General features: G+C 65.2%; 24 protein-coding genes, 1 tRNA gene and 1 other RNA gene. 8 read left to right on the top strand and 18 right to left on the bottom strand.

The genetic code is table 11. The annotated features are described in order from the left end of the window. Window position 1 precedes the first annotated feature (1 nt). From HDC35_RS13930 to HDC35_RS13975, 10 genes are all read right to left on the bottom strand, one after another. Window positions 2-2,215: a TonB-dependent hemoglobin/transferrin/lactoferrin family receptor gene (locus HDC35_RS13930; protein WP_409437953.1), complete on the bottom strand. Its 2,214-nt coding sequence runs from the start codon at window positions 2,213-2,215 to the stop codon at window positions 2-4. A gap of 429 nt (window positions 2,216-2,644) precedes the next feature. Next, entirely contained in the window at window positions 2,645-3,652 is a 1,008-nt protein-coding gene (locus HDC35_RS13935; protein WP_184647786.1) for a PhoH family protein, read from the bottom strand. A 130-nt stretch (window positions 3,653-3,782) separates the two neighbouring features. Continuing rightward, window positions 3,783-5,132, bottom strand: coding sequence for a tRNA (N6-isopentenyl adenosine(37)-C2)-methylthiotransferase MiaB (miaB, locus tag HDC35_RS13940; protein WP_184647788.1), 1,350 nt, complete (start codon window positions 5,130-5,132; stop codon window positions 3,783-3,785). Window positions 5,133-5,139: 7 nt separating this feature from the next. Next, complete coding sequence (locus tag HDC35_RS13945; protein WP_221438258.1) at window positions 5,140-5,928, bottom strand: 1-acyl-sn-glycerol-3-phosphate acyltransferase; 789 nt, start codon at window positions 5,926-5,928, stop codon at window positions 5,140-5,142. Continuing rightward, window positions 5,897-6,322: a Fur family transcriptional regulator gene (locus tag HDC35_RS13950; RefSeq protein WP_058805138.1), complete on the bottom strand. Its 426-nt coding sequence runs from the start codon at window positions 6,320-6,322 to the stop codon at window positions 5,897-5,899. Before HDC35_RS13950 ends, HDC35_RS13945 begins: the two co-directional genes overlap by 32 nt. A 131-nt stretch (window positions 6,323-6,453) precedes the next feature. Beyond that, entirely contained in the window at window positions 6,454-6,885 is a 432-nt protein-coding gene (locus tag HDC35_RS13955; protein WP_184647790.1) for a MucR family transcriptional regulator, read from the bottom strand. Between the two features lie 107 nt (window positions 6,886-6,992). After that, window positions 6,993-7,475: a GNAT family N-acetyltransferase gene (locus HDC35_RS13960; RefSeq protein WP_260397739.1), complete on the bottom strand. Its 483-nt coding sequence runs from the start codon at window positions 7,473-7,475 to the stop codon at window positions 6,993-6,995. Beyond that, complete coding sequence (gene tsaB / locus HDC35_RS13965) at window positions 7,472-8,089, bottom strand: tRNA (adenosine(37)-N6)-threonylcarbamoyltransferase complex dimerization subunit type 1 TsaB (RefSeq protein WP_184647792.1); 618 nt, start codon at window positions 8,087-8,089, stop codon at window positions 7,472-7,474. Before tsaB ends, HDC35_RS13960 begins: the two co-directional genes overlap by 4 nt. 18 nt (window positions 8,090-8,107) lie before the next feature. Beyond that, entirely contained in the window at window positions 8,108-8,701 is a 594-nt protein-coding gene (locus HDC35_RS13970) for a malonic semialdehyde reductase (RefSeq protein ID WP_184647794.1), read from the bottom strand. A gap of 25 nt (window positions 8,702-8,726) precedes the next feature. Then, window positions 8,727-9,299: a NifU family protein gene (locus HDC35_RS13975; protein ID WP_184648043.1), complete on the bottom strand. Its 573-nt coding sequence runs from the start codon at window positions 9,297-9,299 to the stop codon at window positions 8,727-8,729. Window positions 9,300-9,362: 63 nt separating this feature from the next. Between HDC35_RS13975 and HDC35_RS13980 the strand changes: the two genes are divergently transcribed. Next, window positions 9,363-10,235, top strand: a complete 873-nt coding sequence (locus tag HDC35_RS13980) for a hypothetical protein (RefSeq protein ID WP_184647796.1) — start codon at window positions 9,363-9,365, stop codon at window positions 10,233-10,235. A 68-nt stretch (window positions 10,236-10,303) separates the two neighbouring features. Beyond that, a tRNA-Thr gene (locus HDC35_RS13985) sits at window positions 10,304-10,379 on the top strand. A 101-nt stretch (window positions 10,380-10,480) separates the two neighbouring features. Here the strand turns inward: HDC35_RS13985 and HDC35_RS13990 are convergent. From HDC35_RS13990 to HDC35_RS14005, 4 genes are all read right to left on the bottom strand, one after another. After that, window positions 10,481-11,980 carry a SulP family inorganic anion transporter gene (locus HDC35_RS13990; RefSeq protein ID WP_184647798.1) on the bottom strand — a complete coding sequence of 500 codons (1,500 nt, stop codon included), beginning with the start codon at window positions 11,978-11,980 and terminating at the stop codon, window positions 10,481-10,483. Window positions 11,981-11,985: 5 nt separating this feature from the next. Continuing rightward, window positions 11,986-12,681, bottom strand: coding sequence for a carbonic anhydrase (locus tag HDC35_RS13995; protein ID WP_184647800.1), 696 nt, complete (start codon window positions 12,679-12,681; stop codon window positions 11,986-11,988). 102 nt (window positions 12,682-12,783) lie between these two features. After that, complete coding sequence (locus tag HDC35_RS14000; RefSeq protein ID WP_184647802.1) at window positions 12,784-14,121, bottom strand: ATP-binding protein; 1,338 nt, start codon at window positions 14,119-14,121, stop codon at window positions 12,784-12,786. Then, window positions 14,121-14,828 carry a response regulator transcription factor gene (locus HDC35_RS14005; RefSeq protein ID WP_184647804.1) on the bottom strand — a complete coding sequence of 236 codons (708 nt, stop codon included), beginning with the start codon at window positions 14,826-14,828 and terminating at the stop codon, window positions 14,121-14,123. Before HDC35_RS14005 ends, HDC35_RS14000 begins: the two co-directional genes overlap by 1 nt. A gap of 294 nt (window positions 14,829-15,122) precedes the next feature. Between HDC35_RS14005 and HDC35_RS14010 the strand changes: the two genes are divergently transcribed. Further along, complete coding sequence (locus HDC35_RS14010; RefSeq protein WP_184647805.1) at window positions 15,123-16,085, top strand: patatin-like phospholipase family protein; 963 nt, start codon at window positions 15,123-15,125, stop codon at window positions 16,083-16,085. Between the two features lie 17 nt (window positions 16,086-16,102). Here the strand turns inward: HDC35_RS14010 and HDC35_RS14015 are convergent, their stop codons facing one another. Then, a complete protein-coding gene (locus tag HDC35_RS14015; protein ID WP_184647807.1) occupies window positions 16,103-16,726 on the bottom strand; it encodes a cation transporter in 624 nt (207 codons plus the stop codon). A 69-nt stretch (window positions 16,727-16,795) separates the two neighbouring features. Here HDC35_RS14015 and HDC35_RS14020 point away from each other — a divergent pair, with 69 nt between their 5' ends. Next, entirely contained in the window at window positions 16,796-17,209 is a 414-nt protein-coding gene (locus HDC35_RS14020; protein ID WP_184647809.1) for a helix-turn-helix domain-containing protein, read from the top strand. 155 nt (window positions 17,210-17,364) lie between these two features. Here HDC35_RS14020 and ssrA read toward each other — a convergent pair. Beyond that, window positions 17,365-17,721, bottom strand: a transfer-messenger RNA (tmRNA) gene (gene ssrA, locus HDC35_RS14025). Between the two features lie 33 nt (window positions 17,722-17,754). Further along, entirely contained in the window at window positions 17,755-18,177 is a 423-nt protein-coding gene (gene mscL / locus HDC35_RS14030) for a large conductance mechanosensitive channel protein MscL (protein WP_058805327.1), read from the bottom strand. Between the two features lie 117 nt (window positions 18,178-18,294). Here mscL and HDC35_RS14035 point away from each other — a divergent pair, with 117 nt between their 5' ends. Genes HDC35_RS14035 through HDC35_RS14050 form a run of 4 tightly spaced genes read left to right on the top strand, consistent with a single transcriptional unit; the run spans window position 18,295 to window position 20,996 of the window. Next, window positions 18,295-18,897 carry a LemA family protein gene (locus tag HDC35_RS14035; protein ID WP_184647811.1) on the top strand — a complete coding sequence of 201 codons (603 nt, stop codon included), beginning with the start codon at window positions 18,295-18,297 and terminating at the stop codon, window positions 18,895-18,897. A 16-nt stretch (window positions 18,898-18,913) separates the two neighbouring features. Next, a complete protein-coding gene (locus tag HDC35_RS14040; protein WP_221438259.1) occupies window positions 18,914-19,744 on the top strand; it encodes a TPM domain-containing protein in 831 nt (276 codons plus the stop codon). Window positions 19,745-19,756: 12 nt separating this feature from the next. Continuing rightward, window positions 19,757-20,437 carry a TPM domain-containing protein gene (locus HDC35_RS14045; RefSeq protein ID WP_184647815.1) on the top strand — a complete coding sequence of 227 codons (681 nt, stop codon included), beginning with the start codon at window positions 19,757-19,759 and terminating at the stop codon, window positions 20,435-20,437. A 13-nt stretch (window positions 20,438-20,450) separates the two neighbouring features. Continuing rightward, window positions 20,451-20,996, top strand: a complete 546-nt coding sequence (locus HDC35_RS14050) for an NUDIX hydrolase (protein ID WP_184647817.1) — start codon at window positions 20,451-20,453, stop codon at window positions 20,994-20,996. Between the two features lie 378 nt (window positions 20,997-21,374). Here the strand turns inward: HDC35_RS14050 and HDC35_RS14055 are convergent, their stop codons facing one another. Beyond that, a complete protein-coding gene (locus HDC35_RS14055) occupies window positions 21,375-22,772 on the bottom strand; it encodes a methyl-accepting chemotaxis protein (RefSeq protein WP_184647819.1) in 1,398 nt (465 codons plus the stop codon). Between the last annotated feature and the right edge of the window lie 181 nt (window positions 22,773-22,953).

A 22,953-nucleotide genomic window follows, 5' to 3' on the forward strand; every position in this document is an offset into this window, starting at 1 on the left:
TTTAGAAGCGGAAGCTCAGCGAGGCGCTCGCATTGCGGCCCGGCTGGGTATAGGCGTCGGTGACGGTCGAGGTGGACGCGAGCCCGCGCACATCGCTCCACCAGGCATATTTTTCGTCGAGGATGTTGAAGACGCCGGCGCGCAGCGTCAGCCCTTCAACAATTCGCACGAACGCAGTCGCATCGAGGATGGTGAAACCTTCGGGGCGGAAGCATTCGGGCGTGCAAAGCCCTGTCGTCCGCGATGCTTCCTTGCGCGCGCTGTGGGTCATGATCAGCTGACCGCCGAACCGGCCCGCGGGTTCGCGATAGCCGACGCCCGCGACGAGTTTGAGCGGGTCGATCGTCGACAGTGGCACGCGCGTGCCATCGGGTAAAATCTCGTTGCCCTTCGCATAGGATAGGGCGAGCGTCGCATACAGGCCGGACGACGCTCGCCCCTCGAACCGCGCTTCGGCGCCTTTGACACGAGCGCGGTCGAGATTCACGAATTGATAGACGGCGGGATCGGCGGGCGTGAAGCTGCCGCTCACCACTTCCTGGCTGATGAAATCCTTGTAGCGCGCAGAAAAGGCGGTGACGTCGAGGCTGACATGGTCGCTGGAGAAACGGATGCCGCCCTCGAAGCTTTCGCTGCGTTCGGGGTCGAGATCGGGGTTCGGCGCCGAGGTGTAGCCGAATGCGAGATTTTCGAAGAACTGGTTGACCTGCCCCGGTTCGGGCGCCTTGAAGCCGGTCGCATAGTTGGCGAACAGCCGCACCGCGTCGCCGATCTTCCACACCGCGCCGAACTTGGGCGAGAGGCGCGAGCCGTCCTGCCCCGCACCGCTGAAGGCGGGCAGCAGCGGATCGTCGTCGGGCGAGAGGTCGTACCAGTCGAAGCGCAGCGCCGGATAGAGGAGCAGCGCCCCGTCGGCGATGCCGATCTCGTCGCCCGCGAACAGGCCGGCACGGGTGAAGTCGGTGCTTGGAAAGGCGCGCGTCGGAAACACCTCGCCGAAAGGCGGAACAGTGCCGTCGCGCAGGCCCCGCTGGCGCGTCTTGCTGATGTCGCCGCCAAAGACGAGGCGATGCGCGATCGCCCCGGTCGCTAAATCGGCGCGCGCGTCGGCGGCGGCTCCGATCACGCGGTTTTCGAAGGTGTTGAGCCGTGTGCGGTCGGCCGCAGACGTGCGGTCTTCCTCGGTATATTGATCATCCTCGCCGTCCTGCCAGTAGAGCGCGACGCGCGCGAAATCGATCGCCCCCTCGCCTTCCCAGCTCCAGTCGAACGAGACGCGCTTGCGTTTCCCGCTGTCCCAGCCTTCGAGCCGTTCGACCGATGCGCTGAGGCCCGTCAGCCCGTTGGTGTAGAGGTGGGTGTCCAAATATTCGCCCGTCAGGCGCAGCTTGTGGCCGCTCGCGGGATCATAGACGATGCGCGCGAGCGCGGCGTTCGAGCGGCCGTCCTGCGGATTGGGCTCGGTGCGCGCCGCGCCGGTCCCGCCGACGTCGCCCTTGTTGTCGAGTTCCTGCCAGTCGCGGCGGGTATAGGCGGCCATCAGCGACCAGTCGCCGCTGCGCCCCGCGAGGATCGCGGTTTCGCTATACTCCTCGTCGGCACTACTGTAGCCGGCGCGGAGGAGACCGCCGACCGTCCTGCCGGCCTCGATGAAATCGACCGGATCGGCGGTGATGAAGCTGACCGCACCCGCGAGCCCGTCGCTCCCGTAAAGCGCCGACGAAGGGCCGCGCAGGATCTCCACCGACTTGATGAGGCCGAGGTCGACATAATCGCCGCGCCCCGCCGCCTGCGCGCCGAAGCTGAAGCCGTCGGGAACGCGCACGCCGTCGACCTGGATCAGCACGCGATTGCCGCCGATGCCGCGGATATTGAAACCCTCGTTCCCCGCGCGGCCGGTCGAACCCAATGCGGCGCCGAACCGCGCGGGCTGGCGCTGGACGCTGACGCCGGGTTCGAAACGGACGAGGTCGCGGATGTCGGTGACCAGTTCGTCGGCGATCTGCTCGTCGCTCTTTACGGTGACCGTGACCGGGATATCCTCAGCCCGTGCCGCGGTGCGCGTTGCGGTAACGACGATCTGGTTCTTGCGCGCGAGCCAGTATGCGCCGTCGTCGTCCTGCGCCATCGCGGGCTGCGCGGTCGCGGCGAGCGCGACGCCCAGCGCGCTGCCAACGGCGAGGCGGGACAGGAACGGCGAACTGTAACTGGTCAAATTTCTTCCCCTTATTAATTGCTATTGATTCGCAATAGTGCGTCTCTAGGCAAGCGAGGGGCGAAGGTCAAGAATTGTGCTATTGAGAATCATTCGCCTTTAATGCGGCATGCGTCAGCGGGAAGCCCCCCTCCGCCCCGCTCGCCGCCGAGCGCATCTTCCCCTCGGGCAGAGGGGCGGCACCGAATATTCATGGGCTTTCCGCACCGGTTCGACGCGCTTTCGCCGCCGGTCGAGGATCATGCCGCGCAGTCGCCGCGGTGATCGAACAGATAGCGCGGGGCGAGGCCGATGCGCGCGCCTGTCGGACGGCGCCGCCGCGCGGGGCCAAGCGGATCGACCGGAACTACGGGCTGGTGCGCAAGAGGACGCGCGAGGCCGGCCCGGCCCCAACGGATCGTCGACCGTGACGTTCAGAAAGGTTGGGAGTTAACTTCCCGGCCCTTCATAGGCTTCGACGATACGCCCGACGATCGGGTGACGCACGACGTCGGCGCTGGTGAAGCGGCTGACGTTGATCCCTTCCAGCCCTTCGAGCCGTGCGACCGCATCGGCGAGGCCCGAAGTTGCCGGCGCGGGCAGGTCGACCTGTTTGGGGTCGCCGCAGATGACCATGCGGCTGTTCATGCCGAAGCGGGTGAGGAACATCTTCATCTGCGGGATCGTCGTATTCTGCGCCTCGTCGAGAATGATGAAGGCATCGGCGAGCGTGCGGCCGCGCATGAAAGCGAGCGGGGCAATCTCGATCTCGCCGCTCGCAATACGCCGCTCGACCTGCTCGGCGGGCAGGCAGTCGTGCAACGCATCGTAGAGCGGACGCAGATAGGGATCGACCTTTTCCTTCATGTCGCCGGGAAGGAAGCCGAGCTTTTCGCCCGCCTCGACCGCTGGACGCGACAGGATCAGGCGCTGGACGCTGCCGGTGATCAGCTGCGCGACGGCCTGCGCCACCGCGAGATAGGTCTTGCCAGTGCCTGCGGGACCGAGCGCAAAAATCACATCGTCGCGTGCGAGCGCCTGCATATAGGGAACCTGCGACGGCGCGCGCGGCACGATCGTCTTTTTGCGCGTGCGGATCATCACCGCAGGCGCTTCGCTCGCGTCGTGGCGGATGATGCCGTCGAGCGTCGGCTGCGCCGACATCGCGATCAAACCGTCGACCATGCCCGCGTCGACCTCCTGCCCCTTTTCGATGCGGTCATAAAGATCGGTGAGCACGTCGCGCGCGCGCGCGGCGGCTTCGGCCTCGCCCTCGATCTGCACGCGGTTGCCGCGCGCCGAGATATAGACGCCGAGGCGGTTCTCGATCGCGACGAGATTGCGGTCGAACTCACCGAAGAGGATGCCCAAAAGCTGCGTTCGCTCGAATTCCGCCGTCAATCGGACGCGGTCGCCGGGTTCGGCGGGGGTGGAGGCGGTCAGCGGGCGTTTCGACACGTGGGCAAGGCTCCTTCTGGCGATAGGGCGACTGTAGTCCCGCAAAGGCGGGAGTCCATCTCCTGCGGGTTCGGAATGTGACGGAAGGAGACGGAGTGTGTCTTCGCGGAGACAGCTTCCGCCCCTGGCACTAGGCGACCGCTTCCATCAGCGGTTCGGCGCCAAGGCTGTTCGGTCCGGCCGAGGCAATCCGCACATCGACCATATCGCCGATCTTCAATCCCGGCGCGATGATGTGAACCGACTGGAGCCAGGGCGATTTGCCGATCAGCTGGCCGTCGAGCTTGCCCTTGCGTTCGAGGAGTAACCGCGTCGTGCGTCCCACGGTCGCTTCGTTGAACGCCTGTTGCTGTTCGTTGAGCAGTGCCTGCAGCCGCCGAAGCCGGTCATTCATTTCGGCTTCGGAAACCTGCCCGTCCATTGTCGCCGCGGGAGTGCCCGGACGGCGCGAATATTTAAAGCTGTACGCCATCGCGTAATTGGTCGCGCGGACGATATCGAGCGTCGCCTGAAAATCCGCCTCGCTCTCGCCCGGAAAGCCGACGATGAAGTCACCCGAGATCGCGATGTCGGGGCGCGCTTCGCGGACGCGTTCGATGACACGAAGATAGCTCTCGACGCTGTGGCTGCGGTTCATCGCCGCGAGGATGCGGTCGCTGCCCGCCTGTACGGGCAGGTGGAGGAAGGGCATCAGCTTGTCGACCTCGCCATGCGCCGCGATCAGCCCGTCGGTCATGTCGTTCGGATGGCTGGTGGTGTAGCGGATGCGCTCGAGCCCGTCCTCGCGCGCAAGCGCGCGGATCAATCCGTCGAGGCCGATCGCCCGGCCCGCGCCATCCTCGCCGTCCCACGCGTTCACATTCTGCCCAAGCAGCGTGATCTCGCGCACCCCGCCCGCAACGAGCGCGCGCGCTTCGGCGATCAGGTCAGCGAAAGGCCGGCTGATCTCCGCGCCGCGCGTGTAGGGGACGACGCAATAGGTGCAGAATTTGTCGCAGCCTTCCTGCACGGTCAGGAAAGCCGTCGGGCGCTGCCCGCCCGCGCGCTTGGGGAGCGCGCCGAACTTGCTTTCGAGCGGCATGTCGAGGTCGACCGCCTTCTCGCCGCGTTCGGCGCGGGCAATCAGGTCGGGGAGGCGGTGATAGGCCTGCGGACCGACGACAACGTCGACGCTCGGCGCGCGGCGCGCGATCTCGGCGCCCTCGGCCTGCGCGACGCAGCCCGCCACCGCAATCGTCGGCGTACTGCCGTCGGCGCGCTTCAGCCGGCCGATGTCCGAATAGACTTTCTCGGCCGCCTTTTCGCGGATGTGGCAGGTGTTGAGCACGACCAAATCGGCATCGGCGCCCTCGGCCGCGGCAACATAGCCTTCGGCGCCCAGCATCTCGGCCATGCGCTCGCCGTCATAGACGTTCATCTGGCAGCCGAAGGATTTGACGTGAAAAGTCTTCTGGGAATTTGGGGGGGAGTCGGATTTCATCGGCGCGCTATAGGCGAAGCGGGGCGCGGGCGGAAGACCGGGCAATTTCCGCGGCGATTGCGGCGCGGGCCGCTTCGGCGAGCAGCTTGCGGTCGCCTTCGACGGCGTCGGGCAGCGGGTCGAGATAGTGGATCGTCAAATGAACCGGCCGTTTGCGCGCAAGCAGCCGCTTGAAATTGGCGAGCCCGGATTCGGGGTCGAGCCAGGCGATGTCGTTCGCTTCCGCGCCATAGTCGAGGAATATCGGCTGGACCTGCAGGTTCGGCGGCGTCGGCACGGCCGCCTGGAACAACGAAGCACGAAAGGGCAACAGGCCGTCGCCAGGGCCGGTCGTTCCTTCGGGAAACAACGTCACCGGCCGCCCGCGGGCGAGCGCGCTGCGGAGTTCGTTCGTCTGGTTGTGAATCTCGCGCTTCGCTTCGCGCTGGACATAGACGGTGCCATTCTGGTCGGCGAGCCAGCCGACGAGCGGCGTCGTCCCGACCTCGGCCTTCGACACAAAGGCCGATCGCGCAGCGCCGCCGAGTGCCAGGATGTCGAGCCAGCTGACATGGTTCGACACGAACAGGACATTGCGCCGCAGCCGCGTGCCGGTGGTCTTTATCCGCAGGCCGGCGATCCAGCCGACAGCGTTGAGGAAGGCCATCACCATCGGCGAGGGCCGGCCCGCGGCCCGATAGAAAAGATGCGGGACGATCAGGAAAAGAAGCGTCAGCACCATCAGGGCAAGACGGGCGACCGTCCGCCAGGTGATCGACGCGCGATCAGTCGCGCTTGCGATCGAGGGCGACACCATAAAGCTCCATGCGATGGTCGACGAGGCGGAAGCCCAGCCGTTCGGCGATCACCTTCTGCAATGCTTCGAGTTCAGGATCGACGAATTCGATCACCTTGCCCGTCTCGACATCGATCAGATGGTCGTGATGCGCCTCGGGCGCGGCCTCGTAGCGCGAGCGGCCGTCGCCGAAATCATGACGGTCGAGGATTCCCGCCTCTTCAAACAGGCGCACGGTGCGGTAAACGGTCGCGATCGAGATGCCGCTGTCGATCTTGGACGCGCGCTCATACAATGTTTCGACGTCGGGGTGATCTTCGGAATCCGAGATAACGCGCGCGATGATGCGGCGCTGCTCGGTGATGCGCAGCCCCTTTTCGTGGCACAATGCTTCGAGATCGATGGTACCGGACATGCTCGCCTTTCCTGCAAGATGCAGCCGCGTCTTTGTTATGAGAAGAGTATAGGGTCGTGCCGCTGATAGGACAAGGGCGGCGCCCGCCGGCACCGCCCCCAACCTTCTCTGTCACGGCGCATCGGCGCGCGTCAGACCTTCTTACGCTTGCGCCCACCGCCACGGCCCTTGGTGCCGAGGCCGATTTCCTTCGCCAGCGCGCGGCGCTTTTCGGCATAATTGGGCGCGACCATCGGATAGTCGGCAGGCAGGCCCCACTTCGCGCGATAGTCGTCGGGGGTCATGCCATAATGCGTCATGAGGTGACGGCGCAGCATCTTCAGCTGTTTGCCGTCCTCGAGGCATACGATATAGTCGGGCTTGACCGAAGCGCGGATGGATACCGCCGGTACAGGCTTTTCTTCGACGACGGGTTCGCTGCCCAGGCCCGACAGCGCGGCGTGGACATTATTTATCAGAATGGAGAGATCCGAAATGGCGACGCTGTTGTTGCTGACGTGCGCGGCGACAATGTCGGCGGTCAGCGTAACAAGCATCTCACTGGTATCGGCTTGATCGGACATGAGACTATTCCTTATTTTATTACCCAGAAGCATCGACAGCGAATATTGGATATTTTCTTCTGCCGTACGGATTACTGCCACTTTGGATGCAAATCCGCAATGACCGATCAGTCGGCTTTTCCACAATCACGGACCCGGCGCATCGTAACCGCATCGCGAAGAACGCCGTCGTTGCCGCGATAATAAGCAGGCCGGCGTCCGCATTCCGAAAATCCCGACCGCCGATACAGATGAACGGCGTCATTATCCGCCCGCATTTCAAGGAAATATTCGTCGGCGCCCTGGCCTGTCGCCCACAACTGCCAGTCATCCATCAATAGCGAACCAACACCGCCGCCCCGATAGTCGGGATCGACCGCCAGCAACAATAATTCGCTCTCCGGCCCGGCGATCCGTGCCGCCGAAAATCCACAAGGGCGTTCGCCGTCCCACGCGACGCGGACGCGTGCCGATGGCAACGCGAAAAGGGTCAGCAACTGCGCGCCGCTCCACGCCTCGCCATAGGCGGGATCGAAGGCGGCATCCATTACGCGCATCACCGCCGCCAGGTCTGCGACGCGCGCGGTGGCGATGTGGATATCCGCTGTCATGTCTGTGCCATGGGCTTGGCATCGGGCGCGCGGCCATAGATCGGCGTCGGCCGATCGTTCAGCGCCGCGGGCGGCAGACGAAGGAAAGACCGCGCATCGGGTAGTACCGGAAGCGCGCGGCCCCAACCGCGGCGCGTCACGAAAGCATCGGCCCGATTGCCCACCACCAGTTCGTCGCCGAGGCCGATCGCGTCATCGGGCACCAGCGAGTTCACCTCGCCGAGAGGCGACAGGTCGGCGGCAAAAGATTGCACGAACCATTGTCCATGGCCGCCCTCCATCACGACGAGCGCGCTGCCGGCCGCCGCGATCTCGTCGGCCGCACCCGCCGCGACGAGGGCGGGCGTCGAAAAGCCGCGTACGGGCACGTTCCAGCCGAGCCCGAGCGCGCGCGCCGCCGCAACGCCGATCCGCACGCCGGCAAAGCTGCCCGGCCCGCACCCGGCGGCAACGACATCGGCGCGGCCGCCGTCGGCCAGCTCGGCGATCAGCGGAACGAGCCGTTCTGCATGGCCGCGGCCGATGACATCATGACGATGATCGACGACCTCACCGGCCTCGATCAGCGCCACCGAACAGGCCTCACTCGCCGAATCGATGACCAGATATCGCATAGGGGATGAGCGAAACGCTCAGGCGATGCGGTTGAAGCGCGCGAAGTCCGGGCGCGGACTGCGCTCGAAGATCGTCGCGGGGTCGCCATAGCCGAGGGTAGAGATGAAATTGCTCTTTACATGCGGCTGGTCGGCGAAAAAGGCTTCGTCGACCGCAGCATTGTCGAAACCCGACATCGGCCCCGTATCGAGCCCGAGGGCGCGCACGGCGAGCAGGAAATAAGCGCCCTGCAGGCTCGAGTTGCGAAAAGCCGTCGTCGCGGCCAGCGCCTCGTTGCCCACGAACCAGCTGCGCGCATCGGTGTGCGGGAACAGCTCGGGCAGATGCTCGTAAAATTCATGGTCGGCGGCGATGATCGCGGTGACCGGCGCCGCAAGGATCTTTTCGGCGTTCGCGGGCAAAGCAAAGGCCGCGAGCTTTTCCTTCGCTTCGTCCGACACGCACCAGACGATCCGCGCCGGCAGGCTGTTCGCGCTCGTCGGGCCGAATTTCATCAAGTCCCAGATCGCGTGGAGCTGCGTTTCAGAGACGGGCTTGTCGAGGTAGCCGTTATAGGTGCGCGCGGTACGAAACAGCTGATCGAGAGCGCTGTCGGAAAGCGGCTCGCTCATGGGCTAACTCCTCGGAGAAAAATGATCAGACGGCGTGAACTGCCGTTACCTCGGGAACATAATGTTTCAAGAGGGACTCGATGCCATTTTTCAAAGTTGCGGACGACGAGGGGCATCCGGCACACGCTCCCTGCATCTTCAAATACACATTGCCCTTGTCGAAACCGCGATAAACAATGTCGCCGCCGTCATTTGCGACCGCGGGGCGAACGCGTGTTTCGATCAGTTCCTTGATCTGGTCGATGATATCGGCATCGGCAGGATCGTCGGCGAAGCCTTCATCCTCCGCCGGGACCGAAAAACCGGCGCTCGCGGCGTTGAACAACGGCACGCCAGCAAGGAAATGGTCCATCACGATGCCCAGCACGTCGGGCTTCAGATCGGCCCATTCGGCGCCGGGCGCGATCGTCACCGACACGAATTCGCGGCCAAAGAAGACGCCCGTCACGTCGCCGAGCGAGAAAAGCGCGCTCGCGAGCGGCGAGGCCTCGGCCTCTTCGGGGCTCGCGAAGTCGCGGGTTCCCGTCTCCATCACCGCCCGGCCGGGCAGGAATTTGAGCGTCGCGGGATTGGGCGTCGATTCGGTTTCGATCAGCATGGGGCGCATGTGGGGTTCCGCAAGCCTTTGTGCAAGATGATAGGGATGCGCTAAGGCGCGCACATGCGCCGCTTCACCCATTTTGCCGCGCTCGACTGGTCGGGCGCCCGCGGCGAACGCCAGCGCGGGATTGCGCTTGCCGTCGCCAGCGGCGCGGCGGCCCCGACGCTGGTCCGGCCCGGCCATATCTGGTCGCGCGCCGAAACCCTCGGCTGGCTCGAAGCGGCTGCAACGGCTGGCGACGATGTACTGATCGGTTTCGATTTTTCGGCAGCTTTCGCCTTCGCCGACCGGCACGCCTATTTTCCCGAATGGGCGGACAGTCCCGCCGATATGCCGGGGCTCTGGGCACTGGTCGAACGGCTGGCGGCGACCGATCCCCATTATGAGGCCGGAAGTTTCCTCGCCCATGCCGACGCACGGCGGCATTTCCGCCAGCGCGGTGGCGACGTCGGCGACCTGTTTCCTCGCGGCGGCGGGCGATTACGCATCGTCGAGCAGCATCAGCGCGAAACGAAACAGGCGGCGAGCGTCAGCAATTTCAACCTTGTCGGGCCGGCGCAGGTCGGTAAGGCCAGCCTGTCGGGGATGCGGTTGCTCCATCGCCTTCGCGGCCGGATACCGCTCTGGCCGCTCGATCCCGTGCCGCGCAGCGGTCCGCTGCTGGTCGAAATCTATACGAGCCTCGCCGCGCGCGCGGCCGGTCTGCCGCCCGGGCGCAGCAAGATCCGCGACGGCGCCACGCTCGACATGGCGCTGGCGAGGCTGGGATCGCCGCCCGTGCGGAGCCGTGGACCGATCAGCGACCATGTTGCCGACGCGCTGCTTTCCGCCGCGTGGCTGCGTTCGATCGCGGCGGAGGCGGCGCCCTGGAGCCCCACTCGGCTCACCGATCGTCTCGCACAGACCGAAGGCTGGACCTTTGGCATCGTCTGACGATCGGCCGAAATTTCGATTGTCGGATATTTCCATCCCGCCAAAAAATGCTTAGGGGGACCGAGAGCGCCGGCTTAGCTCAGTTGGTAGAGCAACCGCCTTGTAAGCGGTAGGTCGTCAGTTCGAGTCTGACAGCCGGCACCAGTCCCTGCCCCGTCGTCGAATGATGATCGCAGGACGACAATTCTTGGATTGGAAGCAGGTATTGCGGTGACGGGGCGATCACATCGCCGCCCCGCCTCCCGTCAATGGGCCAGCAAGGTGGCGAGGCGACCCTGCGCCCCATGCACCTCGACCTCGCCGCCGCGCGACCGGCGGCGTTGCCACCATTCGGCGAGCAGTTCGGCGCAGCTATGGTCGATCGAGCGCAGGTCCGACAGATTCATGCGGACGCGCCGGTCGGCGGGCAACGCATCGAGCGCGGACGACAATTTGGGCAGCGAGACGAAGCTCGCCACGCCCGCGAGACGCAATTCGTGACCATGGTCGTGTTCGCTCTGGTCGACGTCCAGCTTGAGCCGCCGCATATTTGGGACGATCTCGACCAGCGACAGGGCAAGGCCGACCAGAACGCCGGTCAACAAATCGGTTGCCACCACCATGACGAGTGTCGCCGCCCATATCACCGCCGGCAACGGCCCGTGCGATTTCAGCAGGTGGCGCACATGCCGCAGGCTGACGAGTTTCCACCCGGTCACGACCAGGATGCCGCCGAGCGCCGCCATCGGAATCTGGCGCAGCAGCCACGGCATCGCCGCGACCAGCGCGAGAATCCAGATACCGTGGAGCACCGCCGACATCCGCGTCACCGCCCCCGCCTGGACATTGGCCGAACTGCGGACGATCACGCCGGTCATCGGCAGCGCGCCGGCGGCACCGCACAGCAAATTGCCGATGCCCTGCGCCCGCAATTCCTTGTTATAATCGGTGCGGACGCCGTCGTGCATCCGGTCGACCGCCGCCGCCGACAGCAAGGTCTCGGCGCTGGCGATGAAGGCGATCGCGATCGCCGTGACCATCAAGGTCGGAGTCAGCATCGCGCCAAGCCCCGCCATCGTCGGCGGCGCGATCGCCGCGGCAATCGATTCGGGCACATCGACACGCGCAACGTCGAGGCCCGCGAACGACGCGATCAACGTAGCGGCGACGACGCCGATCAACGCGCCGGGCAGCAAGCGCAGCACGGCCGGGCGCTTCTTGTCCCAGAACAGGGTGCAGCCGATCGCGACAAGGCCGATGAACAGCGCCGGGATCGCCGGGCCGTCGAGTCCGAGGACGCGGCCCGGGATCGCGACCAGATTTTCCAGCCCGCTCGCGAGCGGGCGGGCATCGAACAGCACATGGAACTGGCCGACGACGATCAGCACGCCGATCCCCGCGAGCATCCCGTGGACGACTGCGGGCGAAATGGCGCGGAACCAGCCGCCCAATTTCATCACCCCGGCGAGAAACTGGATCAGGCCGGCGACGACGAGGATCGGACCCAGCGCCGCGAGGCCGTGGCGCTGGACGATTTCGAAAACGATCACCGCAAGGCCCGCCGCGGGGCCGCTGACCTGCAGCGGCGAACCCGCGAGCAGGCCGACGACGATCCCGCCGATGATGCCGGTAATCAAACCCTTTTCGGGCGGGACGCCCGACGCGATGGCGATGCCCATGCACAGCGGCATCGCGACGAGGAATACGACGACCGACGCGGTAAGGTCGCGCGCCAGCCAGTTGGAGGGGCGTTGCAAGGCGGTCATCGATGTCACTCGGCGGCGACCAGCGGTAGCGTGTCGGCGGCGCGGCGCGGGCCGGCGGCGAGCGCCACCGGAAGCGGACGGTCGTCGCGCATGGGTGCGAAACGGCCCGTTTCGCCATCGAGGCCGAGCACCGCGCCGGCATGGATATCGACGAACCAGCCGTGCAGCGAGATTTCGCCGCGCGCGATGCCCAAGGCGACCGACGGATGGGTGCGCAAGTGCGCGATCTGGGCGACGATATTTTCCATCGCGACGATCCGCACGCGCTGATGGTCTTCGGCTTCGGGATAGCCTTCCGCAGCGACGCGCTGCGCGGCGTGCGAGTGACGCAGCCAGGCAGCGACATTGGGCATGGTGTCGAGGCTTTCGGGGTGGACCAGCGCCTTCATCGCGCCGCAATCCGAATGACCGCAAACGATGATGTCGCGCACGCCGAGCGCGAGGACGGCATATTCCACCGTCGACGACACGCCCCCGTTTGCGGTGGCAAAGGGCGGCACGATATTGCCCGCGTTGCGGCAGACGAACAGGTCGCCGGGCTGCGCCTGCATGATATGTTCGGGCACGACGCGGGAGTCCGCGCAGGAAATCATCAACGCCTTGGGGCTTTGCCCGTCGGTGGCGAGTTTGGCGTACAGGTCGAGGTTGCTGGGGAAAACCTGCTTTTCAAAATGGAAGACGCGTCCGATCAGCTCGTTCATTCCGATACTCCTTCGCTGGGGGCCGGCCGGGCCAGGGCCCGGCCATTGGAAGGAGGCAGATAGGCGGCCTCGATTGCTGCGACGCAGCATGAATGTAAGGAATTATTGCTGCCGCGATACCGGCTTGGCGGGAGCGGCTCGCGGCAAGGCGATTTCGGCGCGCAGGCCGCCTTCGGCCCGGTTGGTCAGCGTCAGCATCCCGGCCTCGCGTTCGACCATCCGCGACACGATCGCCAGACCGAGCCCCAGTCCCTTGGTATTGCGACTGCGCGCGGCATCGAGCCGGACGAAGGGTTGCAACACGTCGGCGATGGATGCGGCGGGAATGCCTGGACCATTATCCTCGACGCGAAGGATGATCCGTTCGGAATCGCCCATCAGGCCGACCCGGACGTCCTCGCCATAATGGATGGCGTTCTCGATCAGATTGCCGACCGCCCGCTTGAAGGCGTTGGGGCGCAACGTCGCGACAAGGTGATCGGGGCCCTCATAGCATATCCGATGGCCGCGATCGGTCATGTCGTCGACCAATGTCGCGACGAGGACGGCAAGGTCGACGCGCATCGGCGCCTCTGAATCCTCGTCGCCGCCAAGATAGGCCAGCACCGAGGCAATCATCTCCTCCATCTCGGCGATATCGCGTTCGGAGGAGGCGCGCAGGTCGGTGTCGTTCGATCCGTCGATGCGCAGCTGGAGCCGCGCGAGTGGCGTGCGCAGATCATGGCCGACGGCGGCGAGCGCCTGTGTACGATCGGCGATCATCCGGCTGATCTGATCTTGCATCTGGTTGAATGCGCGGATCAGCTGGCGGACCTCGTTCGTCCCTGCTTCGCGAACGATGATACGCTCGCCCTGCCCCATGCTCTCGATCGCATGGCCAAGCGTCCTCAGTGGGCGCAAGGTCTGCCGAACCAGCAGCCCCCCCAGAATGGCGAACGCGATGGCCGGTATCAGGGCCAGCATGATCCGGTTGAATTTCAGGGCCCAGCCGGTCTCGAGCCCGTACATCTTGAAATGAACCCAGCTGCCGTCGGTCAAATTGATCTGGCCGGCGACCTTGTCGTTGCTGACGGGCGACGCCAGCTGCAATTGCAGCCCGGCACTCGCCAGCGTCGGTTCCCACTCGACCACCTGGTCGCGCATCTGCCGCAGCTCGGCCGAAAGTATATGGCGTTCGGGCGCGGTGCGCTGCCATTGGACCTTGTAGCGGTCGGTCGACAGATAGCGGGCGATCGCCGGGCGCTCGAATGCCGGTCGCTCGTCGACGAGGCGATGGACGATCACCAGATGCTCGGCCAGCCGGCGCGCCTCGTCCTCCTTGATCGAAAACTCGCCCGCGCGCTCATATAAAAGCGTGCTGACGACGAATTCCATCGTCACCGTCAGCAGGATGATCCCGACGATGCGGCCGATCAGCCCGAGCGACGGACGCGCGATCATCAAAGCCGGTTGACGCTGGTATTCAGCATATAGCCGACACCCCGGACGGTGACGAACGGTGCCGGCCGATCGTCGTCCGCCAGCTTGCGGCGCAGCCGGCTGACCAGAACGTCGATGCTGCGATCGGACGAATCGCCGACCCGGGTCCGCGACAACTCGATCAGGCGCTCGCGCGCGATCACCCGCAGCGGGTGGCTCAAAAAACTGGCGAGCAAATCGAATTCGGCGCCGGTCAGCGGGATCATGGCGCCATCGCGCGAAAAGAGCTGGCGGCGGGCAAAATCGACCGTCATCCCATCGAATTCGGCACGGTTGGACGGGGTCTCGCGGCGTTCCTCGACCACGCCGCGACGCAGCACGGCGCGGACGCGGGCGACCAGCTCGCGCGTTCCGAAGGGTTTGGCCAGATAATCGTCGGCGCCGAGTTCAAGGCCCACGACGCGATCGGTCTCGCTGCCGCGCGCGCTGATGAAGATGATGGGCACGCTGCTGCGTTGCCGGATCATCTTGCACAAATCGATGCCGCTGGTGCCCGGCAGCATAATGTCGAGCAGGATCAGGTCGATCGGCCCGGCATCGAAGGTCGCCCACATTTCGGCCGCCGTCGCCGCGGGGCGGACGATATAGCCATTTTCCTGGAGCGCCCGCGCTGTGAGCGTGCGGAGCGGCGGGTCGTCTTCCACAAGCAGGATGGTCGGAGCGGTCATGGCGGCGTGGGGAAGGCGGTTCGGGGCGAGCGTGGGAGAGGAAAGCATCCGCGCCCACGTAGGCGGGGACGGATCGAGGTCAATGGCCGCCGAACGTTTCATCGCGGATCGGGAACGCCCTATCGTCACAGAAACAAAACGATACGATCCGCGGCCTTCCCGAATCCAGGCAATGGCGTTGCAGCAATCGGCCAAAAGCGCTGGCGGGCGGCACCCGCTCCCCTCGCTCCGCCGCCCGCCCCTTGGGACCATGCCCTGTTTCCGGTAGATTGCGTCCGGCGAAGGAGAAGGCGCATGGCGGGCGGTCTGGCTATCGTATTGAGCGGCGGCGGCGCCAAGGGCGCGTTTCAGGTCGGCGTGGTCCACGAACTGGTCGTCAATCGCGGCGTCCGGATCGACATCGTCGCCGGGGTATCGACCGGCGCGATCCAGGCGCTCGGCGTCGCGCAGGACGATGTGCCCGGACTGCTCGACGCCTGGCTCGGTATCCGGGGGAACGGCTCGATTTACAAGGAGCGCCCGTTGGGGGTCGTCGGGGGCATCCTGGGCGAGGATGCGATCTACGACGCCGCACCGCTCAAAAAACTGCTCAAGGGGTTCGCCGACGAAACGAAGTTGGCGGCAAGCGGGCGCAAATTGCTGCTCGGGGTCGTCAACCTCGGCACCGGAACCTATCGCAACATCGACGAGAGCGTGCCCGGCATCCACAATTGGGTCTATGCGAGCTGCGCGATGCCCTTGTTCTTCGATCCGCTGAAGACACGCGACGGCAACGGGACGACCGAGCAATGGGTCGATGGCGGCGTGCGCGATGTGACGCCGCTCAGCGCCGCGCTCGAAATGAACCCGCGCGGGGTGATCGCCGTGCGCGCGTCGCCGGCGCCGCAACCGGGACGGCCGCGCACCTATCCGAACCTCATCAAGATCGGGCTGCGCGCGGTCGATATATTGCAGTCCGAAGTGTCGGCGAACGACCTGTCCGGGGCCGCGCTGATCAACGACCTGATCGCGGCGCGCGAGGCCCAGCTTCGCGCGCTCCAGAACGAGGGCATCGGAGGCGCACAGGCGGCGCGCATCCTGCGCCCGCTCGACGTCCAGATTTCGCGCTATCGCTTCGCGCCGATCCGGATCCTCGAGCCCGACGAGGAATATTCCGAAACGCTCGAATTCGATCCGGCGAAAATCCGCACCGCGATCGACGCCGGCCGGCGCGCGGTCGATCGCGAATGGGACGCGCTCGAACCGTTGCTGAGCTGACCGCCCGGCGCCGCTTCTTAAGCGGGCGCGGCGGCAAGTTCGCCGCGCGCCTGCCGGAACACATCCACGCTGCCCCAGATCGCCAGCATCGCCATGATCGTGGCGACGGCAAGGTCGGGCCAGCTGCGCCCGGTTCCGAACACGCCGAGCGCCGCGACCATCACCGCGATATTGCCGATCGCGTCGTTGCGCGAACAAATCCACACCGACCGCATGTTCGCATCGCCCGTGCGATAGCGATAGAGCATCAGCGCGACGACGACATTGGCGGCGAGCGCGAGCGCGCCGATCAGCCCCATTGTTTCGGCATGCGGGGCCGATCCGGCGACAAAACCCAAGACTGCCGATCCAAAGACCCAGAGCCCGAAAACCAGCATCGTCGCCGCTTTCAGCACGGCTGCGCGCGCGCGCCATGCCAGCGCCATGCCCGCGACGCCAAGGCTGATCGCATAATTGGCGCTGTCGCCCAGAAAATCGAGCGCGTCGGCCTGGAGCGCACGCGAATCCGCCGCGACGCCTGCGACGATCTCCACGCCGAACATCGCGGCATTGACGATCAGCGCAAACCACAGAATGCGCCGCCACTTGGGATCGCTCAGCGCAGTTTTGCCGCTTTTGCCGGCACAGCATTGATCGGCCATCGCCGCAGCCTCCTTCATTCTTCGAGTCGGCATCCTATATGCACCCTGTAGCAACTACAGGGTCAAGCAATGAAAATCGGCGAATTGTCGCGTGCCACCGGCACCAACATCGAAACCATCCGCTATTACGAGCGGATCGGACTGCTTCCGGCACCCGACAGGACCGCCGCGAATTACCGCAGCTATAGCGACGCGCACCGGTCGCGCCTCAGCTTCGTGCGCCATTCGCGCGAACTGGGCTTCACGATCGAGGAAATCCGCTCGCTGCTCGACCTGTCGGACGATCCGGCGCGCGACTGCGCCGCGGCGGACCGCATCGCCACCGCGCATCTGGAACAGGTCGAGCAAAAGATCGAACAGCTTGCCCGGCTTCGTGACGAGCTGACGCGCATCGTCGGGCGCTGCCGCGGCGGTATCGCCGCCGATTGCCGCGTGATCGAGGCATTGGGGGATCATCGACACTGCGAAAGCCCGCACGTCTGAGGGGAGGGATAAACGGCCTCGGGCGCTCCCCACCCGACCTCTCTGACGATAGTAGCCTGTGGGAGGTCGAGTGGGGAGCGGTCCGGGGCCGCATCCGGCGTCAGCCGGACAGAAAGGGTGGGACGATTCTGTTGCCCGGCTCGTCCCCAGCCGCTGGTTTCCGATTCTGTTGCCCGGTTCGGTCCGAACCGCGTTCTATTTGTCTAACCTTAGGCCGTGAGGCTTATCGGTTAGGCAGCAAGAGCGAGTGCTTCGTTATCGTTAGCACTTATTGGTTTTGAGCCTTGAACGGGTTACTCAGCCCGGAAGAAAATATCGTCTTTGAACACACGTCGATCCTGGTTCGGCCCCGTCAGAAGCCCGCGCACCCAAAGGAAAGCACGGGTTTGTGGTGGAGCCGCCGGGTACTGCCCCCGGGTCCGCTGTGTCTATTCCACGACACCATTTATCCTCATAGCCGGCCGAAACCGGCACCTATGCATATAGGAAGCCCGCCCGCGTTTGGAAAGGGTGCGGGCGGGCGAGTGGCCGAGAAACGGTGTAAATTATTTCCTGCGCAGTTCGTCGCGGATTTCAGCGAGCAGTTCGACCTCGGTCGGGCCCGCGGGCGCTTCGGCCGGCGCCTCCTTGCGGACCATCTTGTTCACCGCCCGCACCAGCAGGAAGATGATCCACGCCAAGATCAGGAAGTTGATCGTCGCGGTGATGAAGGCGCCATAGCCGAACATGGCGACCCCCGCTTCCTTGAGTTTCGCATAGTCGGTCGGCGAAACCCCCGCGGGAACATCGCCCAGCAGGATGAACATGTTCGAGAAATCGACCCCGCCGAAGATCGCGCCTACGACCGGCATGATGATATCCTCGGTCAGCGACTTGGTGATCGTCGCAAAGGCGCCGCCAATGATGACACCGACCGCGAGGTCGATGACATTGCCGCGCGCGATAAATTCCCTGAACTCGTTCAGCATCTTGTCGTACCCCGGATTGTTGAGCCGTGGCCGCAAAGGTGGCTCGACGATTGCACAAAGGCAAGCGCGATCCTATTATGTGTATTGTTGCGGCAAAACGCCGCCGGAGGGAGCCTGATGACCATGACCTATCGCAACGCCCGCTGGTTGATCCTGCCTGTCGCCGCGATGAGCCTGTCCGCCTGCGGGATCAACAGCGTCCCGACCAAGGAAGAAGCGGCCAAGGCCAAGTGGGCGAATGTCGAAGCCGCGTACCAGCGCCGCGCCGACCTGATCCCCAACCTCGTGGAAACCGCCAAGGGTGCGTCGCGGATCGAACAGTCGACGCTCGAAGGCGTGATCCAGGCACGCGCCTCGGCAACGCAGGTGAAGCTCAGCACCGATGATTTGAACGACCCTGCGAAGGTGCAGGCGTTCCAGCAGGCGCAGGGCAATGTGTCGGGTGCGCTCGGCCGCCTGCTCGTCACCGTCGAACAATATCCCGACCTCAAGAGCCAGGCGCGCTTCGCCGACCTGATGACCCAGCTTGAGGGCACGGAAAACCGGATCAATGTGACGGTGCAGGACTATAATGCCGCGGTGCAGGACTATAACACGACGATCCGCACCTTCCCGGACATCATCGGCGCCAAGATCGTCCATGGCGCGCAGCCGATGACGCCGTACCGCGCGGTGACGCCCAACGCCAACCAGGCGCCGAAGGTCGACTTCGGGCAATAAGGTGGGCGCACCGACCTTGTTCCGCTCACCGATAGCGGTAGCCCTTTCGGGTCTGCTACTGCTCGCGGCGCCCGTTGGTGCGCAGACCTTTCCCAAGCTCGCGGGCAATCCGGTCGTCGATCAGGCCGACATCATTCCCGCTACGGAAGAAGCCGCGCTCAATACGCAGCTGCTCGAGCTGCAGCGGAAGACCGGGCATCAGCTCGTCGTCGCGACGGTCAGCGACCTCGAGGGCCACGATGTTTCGGATTACAGCTATCGCCTCGGCCGCGAGTGGCAGATCGGCGACAAGGAGAAAGACGACGGAGTCGTCTTCCTGATCGCGCCGAACGAGCGGCGGATGAACATCTCGGTGGGCTATGGCCTCGAGCCGATCCTGACCGACGCGCTGTCAGGCCGGATCATCCGCGACGTCGTGACGCCAAAGTTTAAGGCAAACGACTATCCCGGCGGAATTCAGGACGGCGTCAATGCGATCGCCGTGCAGATCCAGCTAACGCCCGAGGAAGCCGCAGCGCGCGCCGCGGCGGCCGACAAGGCCGAGCGCGACCGCGCCAACGATGGCAATTTCGGCGGGCTCTTTTTCATCGGTTTCATCATCTTGATCTTCTTTGTCATCCCCTGGCTGTCGGGCCGCTCGCGGCGCGGCAGGAAACGGCGCAAGGGGGGGCCGTGGGGCGCCGCGCCGATCATCGTCTGGGGCGATGGCGACGATTGGGGCAATTGGGGCGGCGGCGGCGGCGGTTCGTCGTGGGGCGGCTGGAGCGGCGGCGGAGGCGGCGGCTTTGGCGGCTTCTCCGGCGGCGGCGGATCGTTCGGGGGCGGCGGCGCCTCCGGCGGCTGGTAGGGAGCGCGACACATGAAAGTCAGCCACGTCAGCGAAGCCGACCACAATATCGTCACCGCTGCGGTCGCGGCGGCCGAGGCGCATACGAGCGGCGAGATCGTCACCGTCGTGGCCGGAAAATCGAACGATTACGACGACGTCGCGCTCGTCTGGGCGAGCATCGTCGCGTTCCTCGCCATGTCGGTGATTGCGCTGTTTCCTGAATTTTATCGCGGCCTCTACGACCAGTTCACCGGCGGCTGGGGGCATGAGCTTACCGCCAACCAATGGCTCGGGACGGTGATCGCCGTCGGCGTCCTCAAATGGATCGGCATGTGGCTGATCCTGCTGTGGCGCCCGCTGCGCATGGCGCTGACGCCGCGAGCGATCAAGGCGCAGCGCGTGCGCGCGCGCGCGATCGACCTGTTCAAGGTGGGAGCCGAGGGCAAGACCGTCGGTCGCACCGGCGTCCTCCTGTATTTGAGCCTCAAGGAACATCGCGCCGATATCGTTGCGGATGAGGCGATCGCGGCGAAAGTTTCCGCCGACGTGTGGGGCGATGCGATGGCAGCGCTGATCGAATGCGTGCGCGCAGGACGACCCGGCGAAGGCATGGCCGAAGCGGTGCGCCAGATGGGAATCGTACTCGCCCACCATTTCCCGCGCGGCAGCGAAAATCCGAACGAGATTCCGGACCGCCTGATCGAACTCTGACGAAGGAACGACCATGAGCCGCCCCGGCGCCGACACGCCCATCGAGACGCGGTGGGAAGGCCGCTTCATCACCGTCAAACAGCAGGGAAGCTGGGAATATGTCTCGCGCTCGCGTGGCATCCACGCGGCGGTGATCCTCGCGATCGATGAGGACGCCGACGGCCGCCATGTCATCCTTGTCGAACAGTATCGCGTACCGCTGAAGCTCCGCTGCCTCGAACTGCCCGCCGGACTGGTCGGCGACGACACCGCAGGCGAGGCGTCCGAAAGCGCCGCCGCGCGCGAGCTCGAAGAGGAAACCGGCTATCGCGCCGACCATTGGCGCACCGTCGGCGAATTCTACAGCTCGCCGGGGATGGTCAGCGAAAGCTTTACCCTGCTCGTTGCGACCGGGCTTAATAAGGTCGGCGCCGGCGGCGGGGTCGATGGCGAGGACATCACGGTCCACCGTGTCCCCCTGACCGGGATCGCGGATTTTATCGCAAAAAAGCGCGCAGGGGGCTGCGGAATCGACGTGCGGGTGGCGCTCTTGCTGGCGGGTGGGCTGCTGGCGGAATAGCTGCCTACGGCCGGTCGGGGAGCACCGCAGGCACCTTGCCCCGCACCAGGGACAAAATGAAATCTCGACTGCGCTGCGAGCTCTTCGCCCCCGCCGGGCGGGCGCTCGGGATAAACTTCGGCCTGGAAAAGGGGTTCGTCGTCCGGCGAGTGTTGCGAAGGTTGATCTCCCTTCCCGCTTGCGGGAGGGGTCGGGGGTGAGCCTGCAACGTCGCGATCGGCCTCCCCCGCTGCGGCGAGCGAGCAAGCTCGCAAGCCTCGCTGCCGCTCCCGCAAGCGGGAGGGGAAATCGGTTCACAATCTCAACGTCCGCTCACCATCCCGAAACGGCCATGGCCGGCAGCGTCGAGTTTGTTCCCGCCGCCCGGGCCTATGCTCTTCAAAGCTGGTACGCCACCTCGACATCCCCCCAGCGGCGGCCGCCTATCACCGCGGGCATATAGACGTTGCGCACGGTGAGATAATTGATGCCGTCACCCTCCTGGCGATAGACCGTCATGAAGAACGGCGCGGTGCTGCGCTTCGCCGCGGCGTCGGTCTCGTCATAGAGGATGCGGCCGTTGCGGCAGTGCGCGGTGTCATGCTCGATGTCGCCGGTCGGCGCGCGCGAGCATTCGGTGATATGCGTCGGCAGGAACCCGTTCATGTCGCCCGCGGACGACATCTTGATTTCGGGATGGCTCGCGACAATGCGGTCGAATAGCGGTCGCCAGTGGGCATCGGCCCAGTCGCAGAGGCTGGTCCGGAAGCGTTCGGGGTTCGAGTTCGGGACGCGGACATAGTCGGTGTCGAAAAGCTGCTCCATCGTCAGCTCGCCGCGCGCAAGGGCGGTTTCGGCCAACCCGACGAATTCGTCGCGCACCTTGGCCGCGAGTGCGACGATCGCCGAATCCTGCGGGCTGACCCCCGCCGAAATTACCGCGTTGAACATGCGGTTCGACACATGTTCCATCGACAGGATCGAATCGCGCGTGCCGTCGAGCGTCGAACTGTTGTCGCGTACGGAGGCGACAACGCCGTCGAGCGCCTCGCGCACCTTCGCGCCATTGGCGTGGACCATCGCGCTCGACTGCGCGATGCGGTCGCTCTGGTCGTCGAGCAGCGCAACGAGATGCGTCGCATCGTGAAGCGCGTCGGTGATCGTTTCGAACTGCGCCTCGGCGCGGCTCGACTGTTCGACCCCCGACTGGATCTCGGCGACAAGTCCGCTCGCCTCGGCGGCAAGGCTGCCGATGCTGCGGCGGATTTCGTCGGTCGCGCCGCGCGTGTTCTGCGCGAGCTTCTTCACCTCGGCGGCGACGACCGCAAAGGTGCGGCCGGCATCGCCCGCGCGTTCGGCCTCGATCGCGGCGTTGAGCGCCAGCATGTTGGTGGTCTTGGCGATCGACTCAATCGACTGGCTGACCTGCTGCACCTGCTCCATCACCGCGGCGAAATTGGTGACATGCGCTCCCAGCCGCGCGATGAGGTCGATGACCGAGCGAAATTCGGTGACCGCCATGTTGACACGCTCGGCGCCCGCATCGAGCTGTTCGCACGCCCGCGCCGACAGCAGTTTCGCTTCGTCGGTCGAATCGGCGATCTGGCGCTGGTCGGCCTCCAGGCTGACGACATATTCCTCGAGCCGGCCGAGTTCGCCGATCTGCCGCTCCATCTGGTCGGTCGCGCGCTTGATCCGTCCCGCGGCGTCGCTGCACCCGACGGCGAGCTCGCCGCAGTCGCTGGCGACCGACTGGTCGAGGATCGGCTCCACCGGGTTGATCGGATCATATTTCATTGGCTCGCCCACGTCCCTGAATGATCGAGAAGCTATGACCGGCAATGGTTAACGGGCGGTCAATGGTGCTGGGCCGAAGGACAAGGACTTGGGCGATCGGCGGACGTCCCCTCCCCCTTTGGTCATCGCGGTTTAGGCCGGGGCCGGACGGAGCAAAGACCGCGCAACAATTCCAAAGGTC

Source organism: Sphingopyxis sp. JAI128 (assembly GCF_014207235.1).
In the GTDB taxonomy this organism is placed as follows: Bacteria; Pseudomonadota; Alphaproteobacteria; order Sphingomonadales; family Sphingomonadaceae; genus Sphingopyxis.